At 67.7% G+C, this 11,685-nt stretch carries 9 protein-coding genes; 7 read left to right on the top strand and 2 right to left on the bottom strand.

Annotation, left to right across the window (positions count from 1 at the left end):
- Positions 1-13: 13 nt before the first annotated feature.
- The gene (gene rnpA, locus BN3794_RS15420; protein ID WP_147675830.1) at positions 14-454 is read right to left on the bottom strand and encodes a ribonuclease P protein component; all 441 of its coding nucleotides are present in this window, start codon (positions 452-454) and stop codon (positions 14-16) included.
- A 41-nt stretch (positions 455-495) separates the two neighbouring features.
- Positions 496-636: a 50S ribosomal protein L34 gene (gene rpmH / locus BN3794_RS15415; RefSeq protein ID WP_019397383.1), complete on the bottom strand. Its 141-nt coding sequence runs from the start codon at positions 634-636 to the stop codon at positions 496-498.
- Positions 637-877: 241 nt separating this feature from the next.
- On the opposite strand from rpmH, the gene dnaA reads away from it, so the two are divergent.
- From dnaA to BN3794_RS15380, 7 genes are all read left to right on the top strand, one after another.
- Positions 878-2,206 (top strand): chromosomal replication initiator protein DnaA, encoded by a 1,329-nt coding sequence (dnaA, locus tag BN3794_RS15410; protein ID WP_066098718.1) that lies wholly within the window; start codon positions 878-880, stop codon positions 2,204-2,206.
- Positions 2,207-2,482: 276 nt separating this feature from the next.
- Positions 2,483-3,583 (top strand): DNA polymerase III subunit beta, encoded by a 1,101-nt coding sequence (gene dnaN, locus BN3794_RS15405; protein ID WP_066098716.1) that lies wholly within the window; start codon positions 2,483-2,485, stop codon positions 3,581-3,583.
- 1,290 nt (positions 3,584-4,873) lie between these two features.
- Positions 4,874-5,968 (top strand): DNA replication/repair protein RecF, encoded by a 1,095-nt coding sequence (gene recF, locus BN3794_RS15400; RefSeq protein ID WP_066098714.1) that lies wholly within the window; start codon positions 4,874-4,876, stop codon positions 5,966-5,968.
- Positions 5,969-6,079: 111 nt separating this feature from the next.
- Positions 6,080-8,533, top strand: coding sequence for a DNA topoisomerase (ATP-hydrolyzing) subunit B (gene gyrB / locus BN3794_RS15395; RefSeq protein ID WP_066098712.1), 2,454 nt, complete (start codon positions 6,080-6,082; stop codon positions 8,531-8,533).
- 100 nt (positions 8,534-8,633) lie between these two features.
- A complete protein-coding gene (locus BN3794_RS15390) occupies positions 8,634-9,407 on the top strand; it encodes a CPBP family intramembrane glutamic endopeptidase (RefSeq protein ID WP_078059808.1) in 774 nt (257 codons plus the stop codon).
- Between the two features lie 36 nt (positions 9,408-9,443).
- Positions 9,444-10,280, top strand: coding sequence for a M48 family metallopeptidase (locus BN3794_RS15385; protein ID WP_066098710.1), 837 nt, complete (start codon positions 9,444-9,446; stop codon positions 10,278-10,280).
- Between the two features lie 104 nt (positions 10,281-10,384).
- Complete coding sequence (locus BN3794_RS15380) at positions 10,385-11,572, top strand: tetratricopeptide repeat protein (RefSeq protein WP_066098709.1); 1,188 nt, start codon at positions 10,385-10,387, stop codon at positions 11,570-11,572.
- Positions 11,573-11,685 lie beyond the last annotated feature (113 nt).

The following is an 11,685-nucleotide window of genomic DNA, read 5'->3' as shown; positions in this document are numbered from 1 at the left end:
GTAGTAACTCGGCTCAGCCGGCGGGAGGATCCGGCATGGACAGGGAGGGGGAATCGCCGCGAGCGGGCGCGGGCATTGTGACGCCGCCATCGAGGGGCGGCAACGCGCCGGCACGGCGCAGCAGGCCCAGCAGGGCCTGGCGCAGGCGTTCGTTCGAGGCGGCGGCGGCGGCCGAGCGGGCCACCAGCACGTAGTCGCCGCCGGGCAAGGCCGGCAGCAGCGGGCGGAAGGTCTCGCGGATCACGCGCTTGATGCGATTGCGCACCACCGCGCGGGTATCGACCTTGCGCGAGACGGCCATGCCGACGCGCGCCGGCGCCTGGCCCCGGCGCCAGTGCAGGGTGAACAGCGGGTCCGAACAGCGGCGGGCGGCGTCGAAGACGGCGCCGTATTGCGCACGCGTGCGAACCCGCGCAGAGCGAGGGAATCGCTTGCGCGGGTCGAGGGTCGTCACGATCGCGATTGTCTCGGCCGCCGGAACCAGCGGCGCGGCAATCAAGCGCTCAGGCGCTTGCGGCCCTTGGCACGACGGCGAGCGAGGACCTTGCGGCCGTCGGCGGTCTTCATGCGGGCACGGAAGCCGTGGTCGCGCTTGCGCTTGAGGTTGCTGGGCTGGAAGGTGCGCTTGGTGGCCATGGGGGCCTCTGGGAATGGAGACGGAAAGAATCGGAAATTCTAGGGTACGGATCGGCCGGTGGTCAAGCCGGCGCTTCGCCGCGGCACGGGGCGGCCTGTGGATCACCTGTGAACAAGCTTGGGGAAAACGTTCCGTCGCCGCGCCCCGGATGATAGTCTGGCCCACCGCCTTGATGACCGCGTGGCCCGGCCCGGACTCCGGCTGGCGCTGCGTGGCAGCCTGCTTGAAGAAACGAACTTGATGGACGCCTGGCACCGTTGCCTCGAGCGCCTCGAAGCCGAATTCCCGGCCGAGGACGTGCATACCTGGTTGAAACCCCTGCAAGCGGAGACGCGCGACGGCGACACGGTGCTGTACGCGCCGAACGCGTTCATCGTCGACCAGGTGCGCGAGCGCTTCCTGCCGCGCATCCGCGAGCTGCTCGGCTACTTCGCCGGCAGCGCCGAGGTCGCCCTGGAGATCGGCTCGCGCCCGCGCGCGGTCGAGGCGCTGGCACCGGTGGCCGCGCCCGGCCCGGTCGCGCCGCCGCCGCCGGCTTCGCCGTTCGTCGGCCACCTCGATACCCACTACACCTTCGACAACTTCGTGGAAGGCCGCAGCAACCAGCTGGCTCGCGCCGCCGCCTTCCAGGCCTCGCAGAAGCCGGGCGACCGCGCCCACAACCCGCTGCTGCTGTACGGCAGCACCGGCCTGGGCAAGACCCACCTGATGCTGGCCGCCGGCAACGCCATGCGCCAGGCCAATCCGGCCGCGCGGGTGATGTACCTGCGCTCGGAACAGTTCTTCAGCGCGATGATGCGGGCGCTGCAGGACAAGGCGATGGACCAGTTCAAGCGCCAGTTCCAGCAGGTGGACGCACTGCTGATCGACGACATCCAGTTCTTCGCCGGCAAGGACCGCACCCAGGAGGAGTTCTTCCACACCTTCAACGCGCTGTTCGACGGCAAGCAGCAGATCATCCTCACCTGCGACCGCTACCCGCGCGAGGTCGAGGGCCTGGAGCCGCGGCTGAAGTCGCGCCTGGCCTGGGGCCTGTCGGTGGCGATCGATCCGCCCGATTTCGAGACGCGCGCGGCGATCGTGCTGGCCAAGGCGCGCGAGCGCGGCGCCGAGATCCCGGACGACGTGGCGTTCCTGATCGCCAAGAAGATGCGCTCCAACGTGCGCGACCTGGAAGGCGCGCTCAACACCCTGGTGGCGCGCGCCAACTTCACCGGCCGGGCGATCACCGTGGAGTTCGCCCAGGAAACCCTGCGCGACCTGCTGCGTGCCCAGCAGCAGGCGATCAGCATCACCAACATCCAGAAGACCGTGGCCGACTACTACGGCCTGCAGGTCAAGGACCTGCTGTCCAAGCGCCGCACCCGCTCGCTGGCGCGCCCGCGCCAGGTCGCCATGGCCCTGACCAAGGAATTGACCGAGCACAGCCTGCCGGAGATCGGCGACGCCTTCGCCGGCCGCGACCACACCACCGTGCTGCACGCCTGCCGCCAGATCAAGAACCTGATGGAGACCGACGGCAAGCTGCGCGAGGACTGGGACAAGCTGATCCGCAAGCTCAGCGAGTGACGCACCGCCCGGCGCCGGTCCGGCTCGGGAAAAAACGTTGGATCACTCGCGGAAAAATCGGGGAGAATCTGTGGACAAATCGGCGACGGCGGCATCGGCGGAAATTGTCCACAACTTCTCCCGCAGCTGTCCTGGCGGTCATGCGCAGGTTTGCTAGACCACAAAACTTCTTGTAAATCAGGATGTTGATGCGGTTTTCAACCGAACTGGCCGGACACCAGCACCACCAAGCTTTTGATTTATTCCACATCTTCAAAGCATAGGGGCACGGATCACATGCGATTCTCACTGCAGCGCGAAGCCTTACTCAAACCCCTGGCGCAGGTCGTCAACGTGGTCGAACGCCGCCAGACCCTGCCGGTGCTCGCCAACTTCCTGGTGCAGGTGCAGGACGGCCAGCTGTCCCTGACCGGCACCGACCTGGAAGTGGAAATGGTGGCGCGCAGTACGGTCGAGGATGCCGAGGACGGCGAGACCACGATCCCGGCGCGCAAGCTGTTCGAGATCGTGCGTGCCCTGCCCGACGGCAGCAAGGTGACCGTCAGCCAGACCGGCGACAAGGTGACGCTGCAGGCCGGACGCAGCCGCTTCACCCTGGCCACGCTGCCGGCCAACGACTTCCCGTCGGTGGACGAGGTCGAAGCCACCGAACGCGTGACGGTGCCCGAGGCCGCGCTGAAGGAGCTGATCGAGCGCACCGCCTTCGCCATGGCCCAGCAGGACGTGCGCTACTACCTCAACGGCTTGCTGTTCGACCTGCGTGGCACCACCCTGCGCTGCGTGGCCACCGACGGCCACCGCCTGGCGCTGTGCGAGACACCGCTGGAAGGCGACGCCAATGCCAAGCGCCAGATCATCGTGCCGCGCAAGGGCGTCACCGAACTGCAGCGCCTGCTGGAGGGCGGCGACCGCGAGCTCGAGCTGGAGATCGGCCGCAGCCACGTGCGCGTCAAGCGCGACGATGTGACCTTCACTTCCAAGCTCATCGATGGTCGCTTCCCGGACTACGAGGCGGTGATCCCGATCGGCGCCGATCGCGAGGTCAAGATCGATCGCGAGGTGCTGCGCGCCGCCCTGCAGCGTGCGGCGATCCTGTCCAACGAGAAGTACCGCGGCGTGCGCGTGGAAGTCTCGCCGGGACAGCTGAAGATCAGCGCCCACAATCCCGAGCAGGAAGAAGCGCAGGAAGAAGTCGAGGCGGAGACCAAGGTTTCCGACTTGGCCATCGGCTTCAACGTGAACTACCTGCTCGATGCGCTGTCGGCATTGCGCGACGAGTTCGTGGTGATCCTGCTGCGCGATGCCAATTCCTCGGCACTGGTGCGCGAAGCAAGCAGCGAGCGCTCGCGTCATGTGGTGATGCCGCTGCGCCTCTGACGCGGTGCGATGTTCCACGTGGAACCTGAAAAGCCCGGATCGATCGATCCGGGCTTTTCTTCTTTTGGCCTTGTTCGCAGCGGGAAGTCGCAGGCGCGGCGCGAATCCGGGCATCGCGGGCCCAGCCTCAAGCTCGCGTCATAGGGGCGCCGGCACGGCGCTCCTGACCGTTGCCGAGCAATCGACCGGCTGGCCGCGGCGCCCCATGCCACATCGCGCATCCGGACCCGGAGCCGGCCGCAAGCCTTGGCTGGACGGAATACGGGGACCGACGGATGACGCAGCACAAGGCCTTCGTCGTGGTGCCCTTCCTTGCCAACGGCCCGCTTGGTGGGTACGCGATGGATGCGGCGGCAGACTGCCGCGATTCGACTACCAGAGCTGCGACGGCGCCTCCAACGACCTGACTTATCGCCTCAGGCACGGCTGCGGCCGGCACACATACCTGGGATCAATCTCTGCTCCTGGAGAAAGACCTGGGTGCATCGGCCCGCTGCCCAGCCAGGCCCCCCATCGCACCTGCGTTTCGACAGCAGCGTCGCTTCCCGAGCGCGGCACGCCTGGTGATGGATCGCCGGCAGGCGGTGTCGTGGAGATCGAGGAAGTCCCCGCCCTTATCCGACCAACGGATTTGCGCAGTCGGGGTCGTTCTGCAGGGAAATCCGCGGCAGGCCATGTTGACGCCCGTCTGGCGGAAACCGGCCATCGTCTTCTCCAGCCGGACGGCGAAAGTCGTGCCGCGCGGAACCAGGGATCCCCACTACGTCTTACGTGCAGCGCCATCAGGGTCCGCCTCCCTTTTCCCGGCAGTGCAGCTCCAGTTGCTCGCCGAGGCCATGGCGCTGAGCACGCGAATGCTCCGATTCGTATGTCAGGGACTCAATTCCGGAGGGCTTCTTGCCGGCCTCGCGGACTACCGCCTTATGCTTTTCTATGGGGATAAATCAAAAGCATGGTGATGATGGAGGGCATCGTTTTCGGTTGAGAAGTGGTTCAACTTGCTGATTACCATTGATTTATCTCACCTCCAAAGGCACTGGACGAAGTCCGTATGGTCGGTGGATAACTTGTGGGACAAAATCGGGTTCCTGGCCACGCTGTGGTTGTCCACAGCTTGTCCTCCCTTGGTCCACGGGATGCCCCCGTTCTTGTCCTTGGCGGGTGCCGAGATGCGTCCCGCCTTCGTGGTCCAGGTGTGCATGGCCGCCACTGCGCATCCCGACTTGCCGTATCCTGACCGCCAGCCCTGTTCATTCCCGTCCGCATCGGGCCGGGTCGGATGTCTTGCCCATGCGGGTCCAACGCCTTCTTTTCCATCAGCTGCGCCGTTTCCAGGAAGCCTCCCTGGCGCCGGAACCCGGCATCAACCTCCTGGTCGGCGGGAATGGCGCCGGCAAGACCACGGTCCTGGAAGCCCTGCACCTGATGGCCTACGGCCGTAGCTTCCGTGGCCGGGTACGCGATGGCCTGCTGCGGCAAGGGGCGATGGCCTTGGACGTGTTCGTGGAATGGGAGCAGGCCGGCCTGGACGGCAGCCTGCGGACGCGGCGTGCGGGCCTGCAGCACAGCGGCCAGGCCTGGACCGGTCGGCTGGATGGGGAGGACGTGGACCAGCTCGGCACATTGTGCGCGGCACTGGCCGTGGTCACGTTCGAGCCCGGCAGCCATGCCTTGGTCAGCGGCAGCGCCGAATGGCGGCGCAAGTTCGTCGACTGGGGCTTGTTCCACGTGGAACCTGCCTTCCTGGCGTTGTCACGTCGCTATGCGCGGGCCCTGAAGCAGCGCAACGCCCTGCTCAAGTCCGGACGAGCCGCGGCGGCGGCGTTGGAACCCTGGGACCGCGAACTGGCCGAGGCCGGCGAGCCGCTGACCTCGCAGCGGGCGGCCTACCTGGAGCGGCTGCAGCAGCGCATGGTGCCGTTGGCGCGGGAGCTGGCGCCGTCGCTGGACATGCAGACGCTCGAGTTCGCTCCGGGATGGCGCCGCCACGAGATGCCGCTGGCGGATGCCCTGCTGTTGGCCCGCGAGCGGGACCTGGCGCAGGGGCATACCAGTGTCGGGCCGCATCGCGCCGATTGGTCGGTGGTCTACGCCTCGGGCCTCGGCCGGGAAGCGCTTTCGCGCGGCCAGGCAAAGCTGACCGCCCTGGCTGCCCTGCTGGCCCAGGCGAAGGAGCACGCGGCCGAACGCGGTGATTGGCCGGTGATCGCGTTGGACGACATGACCTCGGAGCTGGATCGCGATCACCAGCGCCAGGTACTGGACTGGCTGGCCGGCACGCCGGCCCAGGTGTTCCTGACCGCGACCGAGCCTCCGCCGACACTGGAAGGCCTGCCCCGCACCATGTTCCACGTGGAACATGGCCGGCTGCATCGTGAAGATTGATCCTGCCACCGGAACGGACGCCCCGCCCCGGCTGCTATAATCGCCATCCATGTGACTTCATCCTGCGGGCCGGCCCGGGTGGCAGCGCCTGCAACGGAGACAGCGGCAGCAATGACCGACGAAACCAATCCCGTTTCTTCCTCCTCCGCTTCCAACGGCGGCTACGACTCCAGCAAGATCACCGTGCTGCGGGGCCTGGAGGCCGTGCGCAAGCGCCCCGGCATGTACATCGGCGATGTGCACGACGGCACGGGCCTGCACCACATGGTGTTCGAGGTGGTGGACAACTCGGTCGACGAGGCCCTGGCCGGCTATGCCGACGAGATCACGGTGAAGATCCTCGCCGACGGCTCGGTGTCGGTATCCGACAACGGCCGTGGCATCCCAGTGGACATCCACAAGGAAGAGCACGTCTCGGCGGCGCAGGTGATCCTCACCGTGCTGCACGCCGGCGGCAAGTTCGACGACAACAGCTACAAGGTCTCCGGTGGCCTGCACGGCGTGGGCGTGTCGGTGGTCAACGCGCTGTCCGAGCACCTGTGGCTGGATATCTGGCGCGACGGCTTCCACTGGCAGCAGGAATATTCGCTGGGCGAGCCGCTGTACCCGATCAAGAAGCTCGAGCCCTCGGACAAGCGCGGCACCACCCTGCGCTTCAAGCCGGCGGTGGAGATCTTCAGCGACGTCGAGTTCCACTACGAGATCCTGGCGCGGCGCCTGCGCGAGCTGTCCTTCCTCAATTCCGGGGTGAAGATCGCGCTGGTCGACGAGCGCGGCGAGGGCCGCCACGACGACTATCACTACGTCGGCGGCATCCGCAGCTTCGTCGAGCACCTGGCCCAGTCGAAGAACCCGCTGCATCCCAACGTCATCTCGGTGACCGGCGAGCAGAACGGCATCGTGGTGGACGTGGCCCTGCAGTGGACCGACGCCTACCAGGAAACGATGTACTGCTTCACCAACAACATCCCGCAGAAGGACGGCGGCACCCACCTGGCCGGCTTCCGTACCGCGTTGACGCGCGTGCTGACCAACTACATCGAGCAGAACGGCATCGCCAAGCAGGCCAAGATCAGCCTGACCGGCGACGACATGCGCGAGGGCCTGATCGCGGTGCTGTCGGTGAAGGTGCCCGATCCGAGCTTCTCCAGCCAGACCAAGGAAAAGCTGGTCAGCTCCGAGGTCAAGCCGGCGGTGGAGGCCACCTTCGGCGCCAAGCTGGAGGAGTTCCTGCAGGAGAACCCGAACGACGCCCGCGCCATCGCCGGCAAGATCGTCGATGCCGCCCGCGCCCGCGAGGCCGCGCGCAAGGCCCGCGACCTGACCCGCCGCAAGGGCGCACTGGACATCGCCGGCCTGCCCGGCAAGCTCGCCGACTGCCAGGAGAAGGATCCGGCGCTGTCCGAGCTGTTCATCGTCGAGGGCGACTCGGCCGGCGGCTCGGCCAAGCAAGGCCGCAACCGCAAGAACCAGGCGGTGCTGCCGCTGCGCGGCAAGATCCTCAACGTCGAGCGCGCGCGTTTCGACCGCATGCTCGCCAGCGCCGAGGTCGGCACCCTGATCACCGCGCTGGGCACCGGCATCGGCAAGGACGAGTACAACCCGGACAAGCTGCGCTACCACCGCATCATCATCATGACCGACGCGGACGTGGACGGCTCGCACATCCGCACCCTGCTGCTGACCTTCTTCTACCGGCAGATGCCGGAGCTGATCGAGCGCGGCTACGTCTACATCGGCCTGCCGCCGCTGTACAAGCTCAAGCAGGGCAAGCAGGAGCTGTACCTGAAGGACGACGCGGCGCTCAACGCCTACCTGGCCAACAGCGCGGTCGAGGGCGCGGCGCTGATCCCGGCCGCCGGCGAGCCGCCGATCGAGGGCCTGGCGCTGGAGAAGCTGCTGATCGCCTGGGCCGCGGCCAACGATGCCATCGCCCGCAACGCGCACCGCTACGATCCGCGGCTGCTGTCGGCGCTGATCGATTTCGCCCCGCTCGACCCGGAACACCTGGCCCGCGACACCCACCAGCGCGAGGAGCTCAATGCGCTGGAGGCCAAGCTCAATGCCGGCAGCATCGGCAGCCCGCGCTACGCGCTGGAGATCCAGCCCGGCAGCGAGCACCGGCTCGCCGCGCTGGTGGCCACCCGCCGCCACATGGGCGAGGAGCTCAAGCAGGTGGTGCCGCTGTCGGCGTTCGAGAGCGGCGAGCTGCGGCCGCTGCGCGAGACCGCCACGCTGCTGCACGGCCTCATCCGCGAAGGCGCGCAGATCGTGCGCGGCGGGCGTTCGCAGCCGGTGTCGGACTTCGCCCAGGCGCAGGCCTGGCTGATGGACGAGGCCAAGAAGGGCCGCCAGATCCAGCGCTTCAAGGGCCTGGGCGAGATGAACCCGGAGCAGCTGTGGGAGACCACGGTCAATCCGGATACGCGCCGCCTGCTGCAGGTGCGCATCGAGGACGCGATGACCGCCGACCAGGTGTTCAGCACGCTGATGGGCGATGTGGTCGAGCCGCGCCGCGAGTTCATCGAGGACAACGCGCTCAAGGTCGCCAACCTCGACATCTGAGCCACGCGACGGCCGGCGCCCAGCCGGCCGCCTTCCCACGTCCTGCCGGTCCGCCGTCATCGCCACGTCCTTCGTCCCGCGCCCGGTTTCCCTGCCCCGGATGCTGTCCGGTTTCGCCCTGGACCTGGCGATCGGCGTGTTCGTGCTGGTGCTGGTCAGCGTGGCCATGCAGCTCGGCTGGTCGGTGTGGCGCGGCTTCGAACTGGCGCACCAGGCCCGTGCGGCCGGACTGCAGCCCGACCCCCGGACGCTGATGGCCCGCATCGGCACCCCGGGCGTGCTGATGCAGATCCTGATGGCGCTGGTGGCCACCGCCAGCAGCGCGCTGGTGCTCTACCTGGCGCGGCGCCCCGCCGATGCCGACGCGCGCCGCGCTTCCTGGCAGGCGATCCGCCGGCCGGCCACCTGGGGCTACGTCGTGGCCGTGGCCGCCGCCGTGGTGCTGCTCAGCAACGGCGTGGCGTGGATCTGCCAGGCCCTGGGCATCCATCCGGTGCCGAGCAACGAGGCCATGGTCGAGCAGGCGATCGGCCGCTGGCCGTGGTTCCTGGTCCTGTTCGCGGTGGTACTGGCACCGTGCTACGAGGAACTGATGTTCCGGCGCGTGCTGTTCGGGCGCTTCCTCGATGCCGGCCGGCCGTGGCTGGGCATGGTGCTCAGCGGGCTGGCCTTCGCCCTGATGCACGAGGTGCCGGGCCTGAGCGGCAACGGCCCGGCCGCGATCGCCCAGCTGTGGCTGATCTACGGCGGCATGGGCGCGGCCTTCGCCTGGCTGTACTGGCGCACGGGCACGCTGTGGGCCTGCATCGCCGCCCACGCCCTCAACAACGCGGTGGCGCTGCTGGCATTGAAGTTCGCCGGCACCGCGTCCTGAACGAATTTTTAGCCTGGTCTTTGCCAGACTCGGCCCATGCACTGGGGAATCCTCGTCCAACTCGCCTGCGGCCTGGTCGGCGTCGTGTTGCTGGCCGGCTGCACGACCATCGCCTCGCCCACTGGCCGCCGCCAGTACGTGGGCGGCGTGTCGCAGCAGCAGCTGGACCAGCTCGGCGCCCAGGCCTTCGCCGAGGCCAAGGCCCGGCAGAAGCTGGATACCGACGGTCGCCAGAACGCCTACGTGCGCTGCGTGGTCGATGCCCTGGTGGCGCAGCTGCCGCCGCAATGGCGCACCGCCCCCTGGGACGTGGCGCTGTTCGCCGACGACGAGCCCAACGCCTTCGCCCTGCCGGGCGGCAAGGTCGGCGTCAACAGCGGCATCTTCAAGGTCGCCCGCAACCAGGACCAGCTCGCGGCCGTGCTCGGCCACGAGATCGGCCACGTGATCTCGCACCACCACGACGAGCGCATCACTCGCCAGCGGGGCGCCCAGGCCGGAGTGGGCCTGCTTTCCGTCCTCGCCGGCGCGGCCTATGGCAGCGGCGCGGCCGACGTCGCCGGGCAGCTCGGCGGCAGCGCCGCCGGCGTGCTGATGCTGCCCAACTCGCGCACCCAGGAAGCCGAGGCCGACGTGGTCGGCCAGCGCCTGATGGCGCAGGCCGGCTTCGACCCGGCCCAGGCCACGGCCCTGTGGCGGAACATGGTCGCCGCCGGCGGTGCCCGCCCGCCGCAGTGGCTGTCCACCCATCCCGATCCCCAGGCCCGCATCCGCGAACTGGACCGCGATGCCCCGGCGCTGGAGCCGGTCTACGCCGCGGCCCGTGCGGCGGGACACCGGCCGCGTTGCGGACCTGTTGCGCCACAACATTGAAAAGCTTTTCCGCAAACGAGAATTTCTGCTAGTTTTGCTGACCCCCGTTACATTCGGCACATGCCGTTCTTCCGCAGTCGCGGCGGCCCACTCCGAGGTGAAAGATGAAACTCCCTGATCGCAAGCGTGCCCTCCTGTCCCTGGTCGTGGCGTCCCTGCTGGGCGGCGTGGTCGTGGCCGATGCGATGGCGCAGTCCGATGGTTCCGACCGTCGCGGTGGCCGCAAGGCGGAGAAGGTGGAGGTGCTGTTCCCCAACGCCACGCGCCAGGAGCCCAAGGAGAAGGCGTCCTCGAAGATGTCGAGCAAGCTGCAGAAGCTGATCGACACCTACAACAAGGGCGAGGACTACGCCGCCGTGCGCAGCCAGGCCGACGAGATCCTGGCCGCCGCCGGCGCCAACGGCTACGACAAGTCGCTGGCCGCGCAGCTGGCCGCGCAGGCCGCCTACAACCTGGACGACAACGCCGCGGCCAAGCAGTACCTCCAGCAGGCCATCCAGCTCAACGGCCTGGACAACAACGGCTACTTCCAGGCGCTGCTGATGCTGGCCCAGCTGCAGCTGCAGGACGACCAGAACGCCGAGGGGCTGGCCACGCTCGACAAGTTCTTCGCCGAGTCCAAGTCGACCCGGCCCGAGGACCTGATCATCAAGGGCCAGACCCTGTACCAGCTGGAGCGCTACCAGGAGGCGATCCCGGTCATCAAGCAGGCCATCGCCAATGCGTCCGAGCCCAAGGACAGCTGGAACCAGCTGCTGATGGCCTGCTATGCGCAGGCCGGCGATACCGGCGAGGCGGTGAAGGAAGCCGAGGCGATCGCCGCCAAGAACCCGGACGACAAGAAGGCCCAGATCAACCTGGCCAGCATGTACATGCAGGCCGACCAGATGGACAAGGCCGCGGCGGTCATGGACAAGCTGCGTGCGTCCGGCCAGCTGACCGACGAGCGCGAGTACCGGCAGCTGTACTCGATCTACGCCAACATGGACAACCACGAGAAGGACGTCATCGCGGTCATCAACGAGGGCCTGCAGAAGGGCATCCTCAAGCCGGACTACCAGGTCTACCTGGCGCTGGCGCAGTCCTATTACTACAGCGACCAGGTCCCGCAGGCGATCGAGAACTGGCAGAAGGCGGCGCCGCTGTCCAAGGACGGCGAGACCTACCTCAACCTGGCCAAGGTGCTGTTCAACGAGGGCCGCAAGCCGGAGGCCAAGCAGGCCGCGCAGCAGGCCCTGGCCAAGGGCGTGAAGAATCCCGACGACGCGAAGAAGATCATCAACGCGAAGTAACCGGATTTCACGCAAAATTTCCTGCCTACGTGTAGTGCAGGCCGCCGGGATTGGTATAAGCTTGGTTTTAGTGCGGTGCAACATATCCGCCGCCTGAACCAGGATTTCTGCCC

The organism is Xanthomonas massiliensis (genome assembly GCF_900018785.1).
Taxonomy (GTDB): domain Bacteria; phylum Pseudomonadota; class Gammaproteobacteria; order Xanthomonadales; family Xanthomonadaceae; genus Xanthomonas_B; species Xanthomonas_B massiliensis.
Note: the sequence above shows the minus strand (reverse complement) of the source record. Positions and strands in the feature narration are given on the sequence as shown.

Coding starts and splice junctions, on each gene's coding strand:
- rpmH (WP_019397383.1), bottom strand. CDS start 636: ATGGCCACCAAGCGCACCTTCCAGCCCAGCAACCTCAAGCGCAAGCGC.
- BN3794_RS15385 (WP_066098710.1), top strand. CDS start 9,444: ATGCACTGGGGAATCCTCGTCCAACTCGCCTGCGGCCTGGTCGGCGTC.
- BN3794_RS15390 (WP_078059808.1), top strand. CDS start 8,634: ATGCTGTCCGGTTTCGCCCTGGACCTGGCGATCGGCGTGTTCGTGCTG.
- gyrB (WP_066098712.1), top strand. CDS start 6,080: ATGACCGACGAAACCAATCCCGTTTCTTCCTCCTCCGCTTCCAACGGC.
- BN3794_RS15380 (WP_066098709.1), top strand. CDS start 10,385: ATGAAACTCCCTGATCGCAAGCGTGCCCTCCTGTCCCTGGTCGTGGCG.
- dnaA (WP_066098718.1), top strand. CDS start 878: ATGGACGCCTGGCACCGTTGCCTCGAGCGCCTCGAAGCCGAATTCCCG.
- recF (WP_066098714.1), top strand. CDS start 4,874: ATGCGGGTCCAACGCCTTCTTTTCCATCAGCTGCGCCGTTTCCAGGAA.
- dnaN (WP_066098716.1), top strand. CDS start 2,483: ATGCGATTCTCACTGCAGCGCGAAGCCTTACTCAAACCCCTGGCGCAG.